We start from the raw sequence: 14,622 nt of genomic DNA on the forward strand, positions 1-14,622 counted from the left end.
GCTGGGGGCGCTATGCCGGGATCGGCACCGGCGTGACGCCGAGCGGCTCGAGCTCGGACGCGCCGCCGTCGGGCGCGGTGAGAACCCAGATCCCGCCGGCGTGCCGCGCCACGGAGTGCTCCCACTGGGAGGCCCGCGAGCCGTCGGTCGTCACGACGGTCCACTCGTCGTCGAGCACCTTCGTGTCGATCGATCCGCGCACGAGCATCGGCTCGATCGCGAGCGCCATGCCGGGCTTGATCTTGGCCCCGCGGTGCCCGGTGCGGTAGTTGAGCACGTCGGGCGCCATGTGCATCTGGGAGCCGATGCCGTGGCCCACGTAGTCCTCGAGGATGCCGAGCGGGGCGCCGTCCTGGCCGGAGACGAAGTCGTCGATGGCGTCGCCGATGTCCCCGATGTAGCTCCCGTGCGCGAAGGCGGCGATACCGTGCCACATGGCCTGGCGAGTGACCTCGGAGAGCCGGGCGTCCTCCGGGTCCGCCTCACCCACGATCACCGTGCGCGCGGAGTCGGCGTGCCAGCCGCGGACCACGCAGCCGCCGTCGATCGAGACGACGTCCCCGTCAGCGAGCACGCGCTCACCGGGGATGCCGTGGACGACCTCGTCGTTGACCGAGACGCAGATGTGCTTGGGGTACCCGTGGTAGCCGAGGAAGTTGTACTGCGCGCCGGCGGCGTCCACGACGGCGGCGAAGGCCGCGTCGAGGTCGTCCGTCGTCGCGCCGGGGACGGCGGCGGCCACGGCTGCATCGAGGGCACGGCACAGGAGCGCCCCGGCCTCAGCCATGATGCGCAGCTGCCCGTTGTTCTTGTACTCGATCTTCCGCTGGCCGATCACAGCCGTCCTCTCTCCTGTCGTGGACACCCTCGCGTCCTCGACACTCTCGTCTCATGGACAGGGCGCCGTCCGCAAGGTGTGATCCCCGCGGGCGGCGCCCCTCGTCGTCGTGCGTCCCGCCGACTGCGACCCCCGGTCAGGAGGCCGAGCGGACGCTCTCGATCGCAGCGAGCACGCGGTCGGTGACGTCGTCGATGGCGCCGATGCCGTCGACGCGGGTCAGCGCGCCGCGCTCCTCGTACCGGGCCACGACCGGCTCGGTCTGCTCGTGGTAGAGGTCCAGCCGGTGCCGGATCACGGTCTCGGTGTCGTCGCTGCGGCCCGTCTCCTGGGCGCGGTTGAGCAGCCGGGTCACGAGCTCCTCGTCGTCCGCCGTGAGCTGCAGGACGACGTCGAGGGACTGGCCCTTCTCGGCGAGGATCCCGTCAAGGTACTCGACCTGCGCGACGGTGCGCGGGTACCCGTCAAGGAGGAAGCCGTTGGCCGTGTCGTCCTGGGAGAGGCGGTCGCGGACCATGTCGTTCGTCACGCTGTCCGGAACGAAGTCGCCGGCGTCCATGTACTTCTTCGCCTCGAGCCCCAGCGGGGTCTGCTCCTTGACGTTGAAGCGGAAGATGTCGCCGGTGGAGATCGCGACGATGCCGAGGCGGTCCGAGATCCGTTCGGCCTGGGTGCCCTTGCCGGATCCGGGAGGGCCAATGAGCAGCATTCTCGTCATCGCAGTAGTCCTTCGTAGTGTCGCTGTTGGAGCTGCGCATCGATCTGCTTGACCGTCTCGAGACCCACGCCCACCATGATGAGGATCGACGTGCCGCCGAACGGGAAGTTCTGGTTCGCGTTCACGAGCACGAGGGCGACAAGCGGGATGAGAGCCACGATGCCGAGGTACAGGGCGCCCGGCAGCGTGATGCGCGAAAGTACGTACTGCAGGTAGTCCGCAGTGGGCTTCCCGGCGCGGATGCCGGGGATGAAGCCCCCGTACTTCTTCATGTTGTCGGAGACCTCTTCGGGGTTGAAGGTGATCGCGACGTAGAAGTATGTGAAGAAGATGATCATGGCGAAGTAGACCGCCATGTAGATCGGGTGGTCCCCGCGGGTGAGGTTGTTGTTGATCCACTCGACCCAGCCAGGGATCGGCGAGCCGTCCGTCGGGGTGTTGAACTGCGCGATCAGGGCAGGCAGGTACAGCATCGAGGACGCGAAGATCACGGGGATGACGCCGGCCATGTTGACCTTGATCGGGATGTACGTGCTCGTCCCCCCGACCGTGCGGCGGCCGATCATGCGCTTCGCGTACTGCACCGGGACGCGGCGCTGGGACTGCTCGACGAAGATGACGAGCGCCGTCGTGACGAGGCCGATCGCGAGGACCACAAAGAAGGTGCCCGGGCCCTTCGAGGTCCAGATGGCCCCGAGCGCGGTCGGGAACGCCGCCACGATCGAGGTGAAGATGAGCAGCGACATGCCGTTGCCGATGCCCTTCTCCGTCACGAGCTCCCCGAGCCACATGATGAGGCCCGTGCCGGCCGTGAGCGTGATGACCACGAGCAGGGTCGTGATGATGCTCTGGTCCGGGATGATCGGCAGCTGGCAGTTCGGGAACAGCTGCCCCGAGCGCACGAGCGAGACGAGCGTCGTCGCATTCAGCAGGCCGAGGGCGATCGTGAGGTACCGCGTGTACTGCGTGAGCTTGCTCTGGCCCGCGGCGCCCTCGTCATAGAGCTCCTGGAACCGCGGAATCACCACGCGCAGGAGCTGGACGATGATCGACGCCGTGATGTACGGCATGATGCCGAGCGCGAAGACCGAGACCTGCAGCAGCGCGCCGCCGCTGAACAGGTTCATGAGCTGGTAGATGCCGGTCTGCCCGCCCGTCACCGCGGGATCGAGGCACTGGCGAACGTTGGCGTAGTTGACTCCCGGCGCGGGGATGAAGGCGCCCAGGCGGAAGATCGTGATGATGCCCAGCGTGAACAGCAGCTTGCGCCGCAGGTCGGGCGTCCGGAAAGCCCGGCCGATCGCAGAAAGCACGCTTCTCCTCCCCATCCGAGGAATGTAGGGTCGTGGGCTCCGGGGCATGGGTGGCCTACCGGAGCTGGGGTCCAGCTCTTGAGTCTAGCGGCAGGGGCCTCTGAGCGGATAATCAGCACTCGTTTCGCTGCGCCGAGCGGCACACAGGACGCGCCGAACGCGAAAAGGCCGCCGCCGCCGTCGTACCTGTGCTCTCCCTCCGCACGCTCGGCTCGCCGAACGCGAAAAGGCCGCCGCCGCCGTCGTACCTGTGCTCTCCCTCCGCACGCCCGGCTCGCCGAACGCGAAAGGCCGCCGCCGCCGTCGTACGCATAACACGTACGACGGCGACGGCGGCCTAGCGCTTCACAGCTCGCCGCTGCGCTCCGGTTCCGTCCTTAGAGGACGGTGGTGGAGCCGCCGGCGGCGGCGATCTTCTCCGCGGCGGACGCGGAGAAGGCGTGCGCCGTGACATCGACCTTGACGGTGATGTCGCCGGAGCCGAGGACCTTGACGGGCTCGTTCTTGCGGACGGCGCCCTTCTCGACGAGGGCCTCCACGCTCACGGCGCCACCCTCCGGGAACAGCTCGGAGAGCTTGTCCAGGTTCACGACCTGGTACTCGACCCGGAACGGGTTCTTGAAGCCGCGGAGCTTCGGCAGGCGCATGTGCAGCGGGAGCTGCCCGCCGGCGAAGCCGGCCTTGACCTGGTAGCGGGCCTTCGTGCCCTTCGTGCCACGGCCAGCGGTCTTGCCCTTGGAGCCCTCACCACGACCGACACGGGTCTTGGCAGTCTTGGCACCGGCAGCAGGACGCAGGTGGTGGACCTTGAGCGCGGAGCTCTTCTCGTTCTCTGCCATTCCTACTTCGCCTCCTCAACCTTCACGAGGTGCGGAACCGTGTTGACGTAGCCCACGGTGATCGCGTCGGCCTTGCGGACGACCGTGTGGCCGATCCGCTTGAGGCCGAGCGAGCGCAGGGTGTCGCGCTGGTTCTGCTTGGCGCCGATGACGCCCTTAATCTGGGTGATCTCCAACGTCGCGTCGGAGGGAGTCAGGTTCTTCGCCACGACTCATGCACCTGCCTTCGAGTTCTGGAGGTTGCGCACCAGGGCGGCCGGGGCCACCTCGTCCAGGGCCAGGCCACGGCGGGCGGCCACGGACTGCGGCTCCTCGAGGCTCTTGAGCGCCTCAACCGTCGCGTGGACGATGTTGATGGCGTTCGAGGAACCCAGGGACTTGGACAGGACGTCGTGGATGCCGACGCACTCGAGCACGGCGCGGACCGGACCACCGGCGATCACACCGGTACCCGGGGCGGCCGGGCGCAGCATGACGACGCCTGCGGCGGCCTCACCCTGCACGCGGTGCGGGACCGTCGTGCCGACGCGCGGGACGCGGAAGAAGGACTTCTTCGCCTCCTCAACGCCCTTGGCGATGGCCGCGGGGACCTCCTTGGCCTTGCCGTAGCCGACGCCGACGAGACCGTTGCCGTCACCCACCACCACGAGGGCGGTGAAGCTGAAGCGACGGCCGCCCTTGACGACCTTGGCAACGCGGTTGATGGTCACCACGCGCTCGATGAACTGGCTCTTCTCGGCGTCACGCTGGTCACGGCCGCCACGGCCACCGCGCTCGCCGCGGCCCTGGCCGCGACCCTCGCCACGACGACCGCCGCGGCGCTCCTCGGTGGCGGGAGCGGACTCAGCAGCCTCGGTTGCATTCTGCTCGGTCACGTTAACCTTCTCTGCGTTTGCGTTCTCTGCGGTCACAGGGCCAGCCCACCTTCACGTGCGCCGTCCGCGATCGCAGCCACGCGGCCGTGGTACTTGTTGCCACCGCGGTCGAACACGACGGCCTCGATGCCGGCAGCCTTGGCACGCTCGGCGATGAGCTCGCCGACGCGCTTGGCCTTGGCGGTCTTGTCGCCGTCGAACGCCCGGAGGTCGGCCTCGAGCGTCGAGGCCGAGGCCAGGGTGATGCCCTTGCTGTCGTCGACAACCTGGACGAACACGTGGCGCGAGGAGCGGTTCACGACCAGGCGGGGGCGCTCGGCCGAACCGACGATGCGCTTGCGGAGGCGGAAGTGACGGCGAGCCCGAGCCTGCTGCTTGGACTTGGCCACGCGCTTCTTGTTGATGCCCAGACCCATGGTTACTTACCAGCCTTTCCGACCTTGCGGCGGACAACCTCGCCGGCGTAGCGAATGCCCTTGCCCTTGTACGGGTCGGGCTTGCGCAGCTTGCGGATGTTGGCAGCGACCTCGCCGACCTGCTGCTTGTTGATGCCGGAGACCGAGAACTTCGTCGGACCCTCGACGGTGAACGTGATGCCCTCAGGCGCCGTGATGTTCACCGGGTGAGAGAAGCCGAGCGCGAACTCGAGGTCCGAGCCCTTGGCCTGCACGCGGTAACCGGTGCCGACGATCTCGAGCTTCTTCTCGTAGCCCTTGGTCACGCCCTCGATCATGTTGAAGATGAGGGTGCGGGTCAGGCCGTGCAGCGAGCGCGAGAGGCGCTCGTCGTTCGGGCGGGTCACCGAGATGGTGGTGTCCTCGAGTGCGACCTCGATGGGGCTGGCCACGGTGTGGGTCAGCTCGCCCTTGGCGCCCTTCACGGTCACCAGGGAGCCGTCGACCTTGACCTCGACGCCGGCCGGGACGGTGATGGGGAGACGTCCAATGCGGGACATATCTTCTTCTTCCTTCCCTTACCAGACGTATGCGAGGACTTCGCCGCCCACGCCCTTCTTGGCGGCCTGACGGTCGGTCAGGAGCCCAGAAGAGGTCGACAGGATGGCGATGCCGAGGCCGCCCAGGACGTGCGGGAGGTTCGTGGACTTCGCGTACACGCGGAGGCCCGGCTTGGAGATGCGGCGCACACCGGCGATCGAACGCTCGCGGTTGGGGCCGAACTTGAGGTCCAGGGTCAGCTTCTTGCCGACCTCGGCGTCCTCTTCCTTGTAGCCGGCGATGTAGCCCTCGGCCTTAAGGATCTCAGCAACGCGGACCTTGAGCTTCGACGACGGCATGGTCACCGCGTCGTGGTAGGCCGCATTGGCGTTGCGCAGACGGGTAAGCATGTCTGCGACGGGATCAGTCATAGTCATGTGGGCTCGTGCCCTTCCTCATGACGGTTTCCCTCCCGTGCCACTCGGGCGCGGGACGGACCTTTCATGTAGTGATTCAGTCTTCGTTCTTGAACGGGAAGCCCAGCGCCTTGAGGAGCGCGCGGCCCTCGGCGTCGGTCTTGGCGGTCGTGACAACCGTGATGTCCATGCCGCGGAGGCGGTCGATCTTGTCCTGATCGATCTCGTGGAACATCACCTGCTCGGTGAGGCCGAACGTGTAGTTGCCGTTGCCGTCGAACTGCTTCCCGGAGAGGCCGCGGAAGTCGCGGATACGCGGCAGAGCGAGCGTCACGAGGCGGTCCACGAACTCCCACATGCGGTCGCCGCGCAGCGTCGCGAAGGCGCCGATCGGCATGCCCTCACGCAGCTTGAACTGGGCGATCGACTTGCGGGCCTTGGTGACCTGCGGCTTCTGGCCCGTGATGAGGGTCAGGTCGCGAACAGCGCCCTCGATGAGCTTGGAGTCCTTGGCGGCGTCGCCGACGCCCATGTTCACGACAACCTTGACCAGGCGCGGGACCTGGTTGACGTTCTCGTACTTGAACTCCTCGTTGAGGGCCTGCTTGATGCTCTCGGCGTACTTCGTCTTCAGACGGGGCACGATCTTGACCGGAGTCTCGACAGTCTCAGTCATCAGATGTCCTTCCCGGTGGCCTTGGAGTAGCGGATGCGGACGGTCTTGGAGACGCCGTCCTTCTCCACGGTCTCGAGGCGGAAGCCGACCTTGGTGGGCTTCTTGGTCTCGGGGTCCACGAGGGCCACGTTCGAAACGTGGATCGGGGCCTCGACCTGCTCGATGCCGCCGGTCTTGGTGCCGCGCTGGGTCTGGCCGGCCTTGACGTGCTTGGTGACGCGGTTGATGCCCTCGACGAGAACCTTGCTCGTCTCGGGGAACACCTTCAGGACCTTGCCCTGCTTGCCCTTGTCACCGCCCTTGTCCTGCTTGGAGCCGGTGATGACCTGGACCAGGTCGCCCTTCTTGATCTTTGCGCCCATGAGTCAGAGCACCTCCGGAGCCAGCGAGACGATCTTCATGAACTTCTTGTCGCGCAGCTCGCGGCCAACCGGGCCGAAGATGCGGGTACCACGGGGGTCGCCGTCGTTCTTGAGGATGACTGCCGCGTTCTCGTCGAACTTGATGTAGGAGCCGTCCGCGCGGCGGCGCTCCTTCTTGGTGCGGACGACGACAGCCTTGACGACGTCGCCCTTCTTCACGTTGCCGCCAGGGATCGCGTCCTTGACGGTGGCGACGATGACGTCGCCGATGCCTGCGTAGCGGCGACCGGAACCACCGAGAACGCGGATGGTGAGGATTTCCTTCGCACCCGTGTTGTCGGCGACCTTGAGCCGCGACTCCTGCTGAATCACTTCTACTCCTTACGTCTCGCCGGTTCTCGGGCCGCGGTCCTGCTGCGGTACGAGCCTTGCGGAACGGTTGATGGGGTGTCTCTCGATCCGCCTGGATGTGGCCAGAGTCGGACCTGAACCTCCGTGCCGCACGCATGTGTCCCCTTCCTGCCCGAGGGCAGCGCCGGGGCGCTCCCTTCCGGGATGAAGGGCATTATGCGGTGGCACGAAAAGTTCACGAGGTGTTGCGACGGCATGGCGGAGCCAGCCGTACAAGCTCAATATCGTACCACGCCGCCCCTGTCCACTCCGCATCCGCCCCCGGCCGCCCGGCACCCCCGCAGTCCGGCCACGGGCAGTGCGCTTCTCGCCGAGAAGTGCGCTTGAAGAGCACTCCACGGCGAGAGCTGAACTGCCCGACATCTCCTCCCGGGAATCAACTGCGGCGTGTCATCCACATAGGCCCCGTTCCACCGGTCCGAGGAGGCAGACTGCCACGAGGCTGAGGGCATGACTGCACCAGCGAACCCTCAGCCCGCGGACCTGCTCGACCTCCTTGTACGGGACACGGACCCGAGGCGTCCCTTCGCCGCTGGCGACCTGATCAGGCTGCGCCGGGGCAGCTACGTGTCCACCGAGGCCTGGGTCTCCCTCGACGAGCCCTCGCGGTTCAGGCTCGCCCTCGCGGCACACTCGTGGGCCAACCCCGGCGCCGTCTACTGCGGAGAGACGGCACTCTTCCTCAGGGGCCTCCCCGTCGTGAAGGCTCCTCCCACCATCGACGTCGCAACGTCGTCGACCACGAGGCTTGGCGTCAATGCCGCGACGTTCGCCGTGGCGGGGGCCTCTGACCTCGCCGAGCGCGCTCGCTCGCTGGCTCCCCCGCGGGTTCGGCGGCACCACCACGTCGTCCTCGAGCGCGAACCCGTCGGTGAATACGCGGCCGTGCCCGTCGCCCAGGCCCTCGTCGAGTCCATGGTCCATGCCAAGTTTGCTCGGGCACTGACAGTTGCGGATGGCGTGCTGCGCCTCGACCCCTGGACCCCGCTGCTGGACCGGGCATCGGTGCTCGCATCTATCGAGGCGCTAGCGTTCCAGACCCATCGACGACGCGCGGCAGCCATCGCCGCCCTCGCCCGGGCAGGCGCGCAGTCTCCCGGCGAGTCGGTCAGCCGGGCGCTCATGCTGCTCTTCGGCTTCCCCGAGCCGGAACTCCAGCGGGAGTTTTCGGATGCCCTGGGCATCATCGGTCACACCGACTTCGCGTGGCCCACCGGACCAGGGGCGCCGGCGACTGGATCCGGCAAGGAGCGGGTCGGCGAGATGGATGGCTGGGGCAAGTACTTCAATGCAAGGATGACCGACGGCCAGGACCCCGTCGTGGTCATCAAGCGCGAGAAGAGGCGGGAGAACCGGCTCCTCGCGCTCGGCCATCCCGTGATCCGCTGGACCTGGTCTGACCTCGAAAGGCCTTCCCGCCTCCGCGGCCTGCTCGTCGTCTCCGGGCTTCGGCCGTCGCGCAGTTCGGCTTTCGCCATCAAGTGCGCTTGAAGCGCACTTCACGGCGGGAACCGAACTGCCGGGGCCGTCCAGGGACCCACGTCGAGATACATGCCGATACGGGAGACGGCGGAAGGCCCGCCCCCGCGAGGGGACGGGCCTTCCGAAATCCGCGGGATCCGCGAGGGGCCTGGTTACTTGGCCTTCTCGAGGATCTCGACGAGGCGCCACCGCTTGGTGGCGGAGAGCGGGCGGGTCTCCGCGATGAGAACGAGGTCGCCGATGCCGGCGGTGTTGTTCTCGTCGTGGGCCTTGCGCTTCTCGGTGCGGCGGATGACCTTGCCGTAGAGCGAGTGCTTCACGCGGTCCTCGACCTCGACGACGATCGTCTTGTCCATCTTGTCGGACACGACGTAGCCGCGGGCGGTCTTGCGGTAACCACGCTCGTGGGCAGGGGCAGCGTTCTCTGCCACGGTGTTCTCCTGGTTCTCGCTCACTTGGCGTCCTCCTCGGCGGACTCGGCCTTGTCAGCCTTCTTGGACGCCTTCTTCTCGTCCTTGGCGTCCACGACGGCGGGCGCAGCCTCCGCACGGATGCCGAGCTCGCGCTCACGCAGGACGGTGTAGATGCGCGCGATGTCCTTCTTCACGGCGCGCAGGCGGCCGTGGTTCTCGAGCTGGCCGGTGGCCGACTGGAAGCGCAGGTTGAACAGCTCTTCCTTGGCCTTCTTGAGCTCCTCGAACAGGCGCTCGTTGTCCAGCTGGTCGAGCTTCTCAGCCGTCAGATCCTTCGAACCGACTGCCATTCTCATTCACCACCTTCGCGGCGCACGATGCGCGCCTTCAACGGGAGCTTGTGGATGGCAAGGCGAAGGGCCTCGCGCGCCACGTCTTCGTTCACACCGGAGAGCTCGAAGAGCACACGGCCCGGCTTGACGTTGGCGACCCACCACTCCGGCGAACCCTTACCGGAACCCATGCGGGTCTCGGCAGGCTTCTTGGTCAGCGGACGGTCCGGGTAGATGTTGATCCAGACCTTGCCGCCACGCTTGATGTGGCGGGTCATGGCGATACGAGCGGACTCGATCTGGCGGTTGGTCACGTAGGCCGGGGAGAGGGCCTGGATGCCGAACTCGCCGAAGGTGACCTTGGTGCCACCGGTCGCAGCGCCGGAACGACCCGGGTGGTGCTGCTTACGGTGCTTCACACGACGCGGGATAAGCATTTAAGCCTCTCCTCCTTCTGCTGCCGGGGCAGCTGCCTCGGCGGCCGGGGCAGCAGCCTCGGCCGGAGCCTGCTGCTGGCGGTCGCCAGACGGACGACGGCGGCGCTCGCCACCGGGGCGACCCGGACGGTCGCCGCGGTCGCCGCGGCCACGGGACGGAGCGGCGGCGGCCTGGGCAGCCAGCTCCTTGGAGGTCACATCGCCCTTGTAGATCCAGACCTTCACGCCGATGCGGCCGAAGGTGGTCTTGGCCTCGTAGAAGCCGTAGTCGATGTTCGCGCGGAGCGTGTGCAGCGGCACACGGCCCTCGCGGTAGAACTCCGAGCGGGACATCTCGGCGCCGCCGAGACGGCCCGAGCAGGCCACGCGGATGCCCTTGGCACCGGCGCGCTGCGCCGACTGCATGGCCTTCTTCATGGCGCGGCGGAACGCGACGCGGCTCGAGAGCTGCTCCGCGATGCCCTGGGCCACGAGCTGAGCCTCGATCTCGGGGTTCTTGACCTCGAGGATGTTCAGCTGGACCTGCTTGCCGGTGAGCTTCTCGAGCTCACCGCGGATGCGGTCGGCCTCGGCGCCGCGGCGGCCGATGACGATGCCCGGGCGGGCCGTGTGGATGTCCACGCGGACGCGGTCGCGGGTGCGCTCGATCTCGACCTTGGCGATGCCGGCGCGCTCCATGCCCGTGGTCATGAGCTGGCGGATCTTGACGTCCTCACGGACGAAGTCCTTGTAGCGCTGGCCGGGCTTGTTGCTGTCCGCGAACCAGTGCGAGACGTGGTCCGTGGTGATGCCGAGTCGGAACCCGTGCGGGTTGACCTTCTGTCCCATTTACCGGGCCTCCTCGTTCTCGGGCGTCGCGACGACCACGGTGATGTGGCTGGTGCGCTTCTTGATGCGGTACGCGCGGCCCTGGGCACGCGGCTGGAACCGCTTCATGGTCGGCCCCTCGTCGACGAACGCCTCGCTGATGTAGAGGTCGCTCTCGTCGAACGCGATCCCGTCGCGGTCGGCGAGGACCCGGGCGTTCGCGACTGCGGACGCGAGGACCTTGTAGACCGGCTCCGAAGCTGCCTGCTGGGCGAACTTCAGGATCGCCAGAGCCTCATTCGCCTGCTTGCCACGAACAAGGTTGACGACGCGCCGGGCCTTCATCGGCGTCACGCGGATGTGCCGCGCAATAGCCTTGGCTTCCATTGCTTTCCTTCTCTTTCTCAGAGCTCAGCGCTGCTGGGCCTGCCTTGCGGCAGGAATCAGCGGCGCTTGCCCTTCTTGTCGTCCTTCACGTGGCCGCGGAAAGTCCGCGTCGGGGCGAATTCGCCGAGCTTGTGCCCGACCATCGACTCGGTGACGAAGACCGGGACGTGCTTGCGTCCGTCGTGCACGGCGATCGTGTGCCCGAGCATGTCGGGGACGATCATCGAGCGGCGGGACCAGGTCTTGATGACGTTCTTGGTGCCCTTCTCGTTTTCCTTGGCGACCTTCACGAAGAGGTGCTGGTCAACGAAAGGACCCTTCTTCAGGCTGCGTGGCATGTGTCCAGGCTCCTATCGCTTGTTCTTGCCAGTACGACGACGACGGACAATGAGGTTGTCACTCGCCTTGTTCGGGCGGCGGGTGCGGCCCTCGGGCTTGCCGTTGGGGTTGACGGGGTGACGACCACCGGACGTCTTGCCCTCACCACCACCGTGCGGGTGGTCGACCGGGTTCATGGCGACACCGCGGACGGTCGGGCGGACGCCCTTCCAGCGCATGCGGCCGGCCTTGCCCCAGTTGATGTTCGACTGCTCGGCGTTGCCGACCTCGCCGACGGTCGCGCGGCAGCGGACGTCGACGTTGCGGACCTCGCCCGACGGCAGGCGGAGCTGGGCGTACTTGCCCTCGCGCGCCACGAGCTGGACCGAGGCACCGGCGGAGCGGGCCATCTTGGCGCCGCCACCGGGGCGGAGCTCGACGGCGTGGATCACGGTACCGACCGGGATGTTGCGCAGCGGCAGGTTGTTGCCGGGCTTGATGTCGGCGTCCGGGCCGGACTCGACGATGTCGCCCTGGGCGAGCTTGTTCGGCGCGATGATGTAGCGCTTCGTGCCGTCGACGTAGTGCAGGAGGGCGATGCGAGCCGTGCGGTTGGGGTCGTACTCGATGTGAGCGACCTTGGCGTCGACGCCGTCCTTGTCGTGGCGGCGGAAGTCGATCAGACGGTACTGGCGCTTGTGCCCGCCACCCTTGTGGCGCGTCGTGATCTTGCCCGTGTTGTTGCGGCCGCCCTTCTTGGGGAGCGGGCGAACCAGGGACTTCTCCGGCGTCGAACGCGTGATTTCTGCGAAGTCGGCCACGCTCGAGCCACGGCGGCCCGGCGTAGTCGGCTTGTAGTTACGGATTGCCATTTACCTGTTCCTCGTTAAAGTGGTCTCCGCTCAGGCGAGCGGACCGCCGAAGATGTCGATCGTGCCGTCCTTGAGGGTGACAATCGCACGCTTGGTGCTCTTGCGCTGACCCCATCCGAACTTGGTGCGCTTGCGCTTGCCGGCACGGTTGAGAGTGTTGATCGAGTCAACCTTGACCGAGAAGATCTTCTCGATCGCGAGCTTGATCTCGGTCTTGTTCGAGCGCGGGTCCACGAGGAACGTGTACTTGCCCTCGTCGATCAGGCCGTAGCTCTTCTCGGAGACGACCGGCGCGAGGATGACGTCGCGCGGGTCCTTGTAGGTGCTGCTCACTTGGAGCCCTCCTCGTTCTTGGACTTCGCCGCAACGAACGAGTCGAAGGCGGCCTTGGTGAAGACCACGTCGTCGGAGACGAGCACGTCGTACGTGTTGAGCTGGTCCGCGTACAGTGCGTGCACCTCGGTGAGGTTGCGCACGGACAGGGCGCCAAGCTCGTCAGCGCGGTCGAGCACGACAAGAAGGTTCTTGCGCTCGGACACGGAGCGCAGGACGCCGAGGGCGGCCTTGGTGTTCGGCTTCTCGCCGGTGACCAGGGACTCCACGACGTGGATGCGGCCGTTGCGGGCGCGGTCCGAGAGGGCACCGCGGAGGGCGGCGGCCTTCATCTTCTTGGGGGTGCGCTGGCTGTAGTCGCGCGGGGTCGGGCCGTGCACGACGCCACCGCCGGTCATGTGCGGGGCGCGGACGGAACCCTGACGGGCGCGGCCGGTGCCCTTCTGCTTGAACGGCTTGCGGCCGGCGCCGGCAACCTCGCCGCGGGACTTGGTCGAGTGCGTGCCCTGGCGCGCGGCGGCGAGCTGGGCGACGACGACCTGGTGCAGCAGCGGCACGTTGGTCTGGGCGTCGAAGATCTCGGCGGGAAGTTCGACGTTCACAGTGTTAGCCATGAGTTCAGGCTCCCTTCACGGCGGTGCGGACGAGGACGACCGAGCCGCGGGCACCCGGAAGGGCACCCTTGATGAGGAGCAGCGACTTCTCGGTGTCCACGGCGTGGACGGTGAGGTTGAGGGTCGTGTGGCGCTCGTTGCCCATGCGGCCAGCCATGCGCAGACCCTTGAAGACGCGGCCCGGGGTGGCGCAAGCGCCGATGGAGCCGGGCTTGCGGTGGTTCTTGTGGGCACCGTGCGAGGCGCCGACGCCGGAGAAGCCGTGGCGCTTCATGACACCGGCGAAGCCCTTGCCCTTGGTGGTGCCGACGACGTCGATCTTCTGGCCGGCCTCGAAGAGCTCAACCGAGAGCTCCTGGCCCAGCTCGTATGCCTCGGCGTCGGCCGTGCGCACCTCGACGAGGTGGCGGCGGGGGGTCACGCCGGCCTTCTCGAAGTGGCCGGTGAGCGGCTTGTTGACCTTGCGGGGGTCAATCTGGCCGTAGCCGATCTGGACCGCGGTGTAGCCGTCGGTCTCGGCGTTGCGCAGCTGCGTGATGACGTTGGAGTCAGCCTTAACGACAGTGACGGGGATGAGCTTGTTGTTCTCGTCCCAGACCTGGGTCATGCCGAGCTTCGTGCCCAGCAGGCCCTTCACGTTGCGGGTCGTGGTCATAGTTCTCTCAGCACCTCCCTCTAGAGCTTGATTTCGATGTTGACGTCGGCCGGCAGGTCGAGACGCATGAGCGAGTCGACGGCCTTCGGCGTCGGGTCGATGATGTCGATCAGCCGCTTGTGCGTGCGCATCTCAAAGTGCTCGCGGCTGTCCTTGTACTTGTGCGGAGAGCGGATGACGCAGTACACGTTCTTCTCCGTCGGCAGCGGCACGGGGCCGACCACCGTTGCGCCTGCGCGCGTGACCGTCTCAACGATCTTCCGAGCCGAAGTGTCGATGACCTCGTGGTCATACGACTTCAGCCGGATGCGGATCTTCTGTCCCGCCATATCGCCTGACTCGCTTTCGTCTGTCTAGCACTGCACTGTTCTGTTTCAGCTCACGTGGCTGCCGAAGCATTCAAGGTCCTGACCACCACTGGCCGCACTGCCTGAATCCGGGCCTCCCGGGTTCCTCAGACAGCCGGCCTATCCGACCCCCGCGGTCGGGCGTGTCGCGATTTTCGCACGCACGTACCCGTAGCCAATCCTGCGGAAGTGGGTCATATTTGGGCCCCAGCCTGGACCCTGCACCCGGCATTATCCGGATC

24 protein-coding genes are annotated in these 14,622 nt (G+C 67.0%); 1 reads left to right on the forward strand and 23 read right to left on the reverse strand.

Annotated features, from left to right (window positions below):
- Positions 1 to 10 precede the first annotated feature (10 nt).
- The 12 genes from map to rplN form a co-directional block, all read right to left on the reverse strand.
- The gene (gene map, locus ACUYMY_RS13475; RefSeq protein ID WP_481705060.1) at positions 11 to 838 is read right to left on the reverse strand and encodes a type I methionyl aminopeptidase; all 828 of its coding nucleotides are present in this window, start codon (positions 836 to 838) and stop codon (positions 11 to 13) included.
- Between the two features lie 136 nt (positions 839 to 974).
- A complete protein-coding gene (locus ACUYMY_RS13480) occupies positions 975 to 1,556 on the reverse strand; it encodes an adenylate kinase (protein ID WP_481704050.1) in 582 nt (193 codons plus the stop codon).
- Positions 1,553 to 2,869: a preprotein translocase subunit SecY gene (secY, locus tag ACUYMY_RS13485; protein WP_481704051.1), complete on the reverse strand. Its 1,317-nt coding sequence runs from the start codon at positions 2,867 to 2,869 to the stop codon at positions 1,553 to 1,555. The genes ACUYMY_RS13480 and secY overlap by 4 nt, the downstream gene beginning before the upstream one ends.
- Before the next feature lie 377 nt (positions 2,870 to 3,246).
- Positions 3,247 to 3,708: a 50S ribosomal protein L15 gene (rplO, locus tag ACUYMY_RS13490; RefSeq protein WP_077491072.1), complete on the reverse strand. Its 462-nt coding sequence runs from the start codon at positions 3,706 to 3,708 to the stop codon at positions 3,247 to 3,249.
- Positions 3,709 to 3,710: 2 nt separating this feature from the next.
- Positions 3,711 to 3,917, reverse strand: coding sequence for a 50S ribosomal protein L30 (gene rpmD / locus ACUYMY_RS13495; protein WP_481704052.1), 207 nt, complete (start codon positions 3,915 to 3,917; stop codon positions 3,711 to 3,713).
- 3 nt (positions 3,918 to 3,920) lie between these two features.
- Positions 3,921 to 4,583 carry a 30S ribosomal protein S5 gene (gene rpsE / locus ACUYMY_RS13500; RefSeq protein ID WP_481704053.1) on the reverse strand — a complete coding sequence of 221 codons (663 nt, stop codon included), beginning with the start codon at positions 4,581 to 4,583 and terminating at the stop codon, positions 3,921 to 3,923.
- 32 nt (positions 4,584 to 4,615) lie between these two features.
- Entirely contained in the window at positions 4,616 to 4,999 is a 384-nt protein-coding gene (gene rplR, locus ACUYMY_RS13505; RefSeq protein ID WP_481704054.1) for a 50S ribosomal protein L18, read from the reverse strand.
- Between the two features lie 2 nt (positions 5,000 to 5,001).
- The gene (gene rplF / locus ACUYMY_RS13510) at positions 5,002 to 5,538 is read right to left on the reverse strand and encodes a 50S ribosomal protein L6 (protein WP_481704055.1); all 537 of its coding nucleotides are present in this window, start codon (positions 5,536 to 5,538) and stop codon (positions 5,002 to 5,004) included.
- An 18-nt stretch (positions 5,539 to 5,556) separates the two neighbouring features.
- Entirely contained in the window at positions 5,557 to 5,955 is a 399-nt protein-coding gene (gene rpsH / locus ACUYMY_RS13515) for a 30S ribosomal protein S8 (RefSeq protein ID WP_481704056.1), read from the reverse strand.
- Between the two features lie 76 nt (positions 5,956 to 6,031).
- Positions 6,032 to 6,610: a 50S ribosomal protein L5 gene (gene rplE / locus ACUYMY_RS13520; protein WP_481704057.1), complete on the reverse strand. Its 579-nt coding sequence runs from the start codon at positions 6,608 to 6,610 to the stop codon at positions 6,032 to 6,034.
- Positions 6,610 to 6,972, reverse strand: coding sequence for a 50S ribosomal protein L24 (rplX, locus tag ACUYMY_RS13525; RefSeq protein WP_481704058.1), 363 nt, complete (start codon positions 6,970 to 6,972; stop codon positions 6,610 to 6,612). The genes rplE and rplX overlap by 1 nt, the downstream gene beginning before the upstream one ends.
- 3 nt (positions 6,973 to 6,975) lie before the next feature.
- On the reverse strand, positions 6,976 to 7,344 hold the full coding sequence (gene rplN, locus ACUYMY_RS13530; RefSeq protein WP_043119386.1) for a 50S ribosomal protein L14: 369 nt from the start codon (positions 7,342 to 7,344) through the stop codon (positions 6,976 to 6,978).
- A 489-nt stretch (positions 7,345 to 7,833) separates the two neighbouring features.
- Between rplN and ACUYMY_RS13535 the strand changes: the two genes are divergently transcribed.
- Entirely contained in the window at positions 7,834 to 8,874 is a 1,041-nt protein-coding gene (locus ACUYMY_RS13535) for a hypothetical protein (protein WP_481704059.1), read from the forward strand.
- Between the two features lie 143 nt (positions 8,875 to 9,017).
- Here ACUYMY_RS13535 and rpsQ read toward each other — a convergent pair whose 3' ends face one another.
- From rpsQ to rpsJ, 11 genes are read right to left on the reverse strand one after another with little or no spacing between them, the layout of a single operon-like run.
- Positions 9,018 to 9,320, reverse strand: a complete 303-nt coding sequence (gene rpsQ / locus ACUYMY_RS13540; RefSeq protein WP_481704060.1) for a 30S ribosomal protein S17 — start codon at positions 9,318 to 9,320, stop codon at positions 9,018 to 9,020.
- Complete coding sequence (rpmC, locus tag ACUYMY_RS13545; RefSeq protein WP_481704061.1) at positions 9,317 to 9,628, reverse strand: 50S ribosomal protein L29; 312 nt, start codon at positions 9,626 to 9,628, stop codon at positions 9,317 to 9,319. Before rpmC ends, rpsQ begins: the two co-directional genes overlap by 4 nt.
- A 2-nt stretch (positions 9,629 to 9,630) precedes the next feature.
- Complete coding sequence (gene rplP / locus ACUYMY_RS13550) at positions 9,631 to 10,047, reverse strand: 50S ribosomal protein L16 (RefSeq protein ID WP_481704062.1); 417 nt, start codon at positions 10,045 to 10,047, stop codon at positions 9,631 to 9,633.
- On the reverse strand, positions 10,048 to 10,875 hold the full coding sequence (rpsC, locus tag ACUYMY_RS13555) for a 30S ribosomal protein S3 (RefSeq protein ID WP_481704063.1): 828 nt from the start codon (positions 10,873 to 10,875) through the stop codon (positions 10,048 to 10,050).
- Positions 10,876 to 11,241 (reverse strand): 50S ribosomal protein L22, encoded by a 366-nt coding sequence (gene rplV, locus ACUYMY_RS13560; RefSeq protein ID WP_481704064.1) that lies wholly within the window; start codon positions 11,239 to 11,241, stop codon positions 10,876 to 10,878. It abuts the gene before it with no gap.
- A gap of 56 nt (positions 11,242 to 11,297) precedes the next feature.
- Positions 11,298 to 11,579, reverse strand: coding sequence for a 30S ribosomal protein S19 (gene rpsS / locus ACUYMY_RS13565; protein ID WP_345884064.1), 282 nt, complete (start codon positions 11,577 to 11,579; stop codon positions 11,298 to 11,300).
- 12 nt (positions 11,580 to 11,591) lie between these two features.
- On the reverse strand, positions 11,592 to 12,431 hold the full coding sequence (rplB, locus tag ACUYMY_RS13570) for a 50S ribosomal protein L2 (RefSeq protein ID WP_481704065.1): 840 nt from the start codon (positions 12,429 to 12,431) through the stop codon (positions 11,592 to 11,594).
- Between the two features lie 30 nt (positions 12,432 to 12,461).
- The gene (gene rplW, locus ACUYMY_RS13575; protein ID WP_481704066.1) at positions 12,462 to 12,764 is read right to left on the reverse strand and encodes a 50S ribosomal protein L23; all 303 of its coding nucleotides are present in this window, start codon (positions 12,762 to 12,764) and stop codon (positions 12,462 to 12,464) included.
- A complete protein-coding gene (rplD, locus tag ACUYMY_RS13580; RefSeq protein ID WP_481704067.1) occupies positions 12,761 to 13,378 on the reverse strand; it encodes a 50S ribosomal protein L4 in 618 nt (205 codons plus the stop codon). The genes rplW and rplD overlap by 4 nt, the downstream gene beginning before the upstream one ends.
- A 4-nt stretch (positions 13,379 to 13,382) precedes the next feature.
- On the reverse strand, positions 13,383 to 14,033 hold the full coding sequence (rplC, locus tag ACUYMY_RS13585; protein ID WP_481704068.1) for a 50S ribosomal protein L3: 651 nt from the start codon (positions 14,031 to 14,033) through the stop codon (positions 13,383 to 13,385).
- Between the two features lie 20 nt (positions 14,034 to 14,053).
- Positions 14,054 to 14,362 (reverse strand): 30S ribosomal protein S10, encoded by a 309-nt coding sequence (rpsJ, locus tag ACUYMY_RS13590; RefSeq protein WP_043119398.1) that lies wholly within the window; start codon positions 14,360 to 14,362, stop codon positions 14,054 to 14,056.
- Positions 14,363 to 14,622: the final 260 nt, after the last annotated feature.

It is taken from the genome of Sinomonas sp. T428B (genome assembly GCF_056780155.1).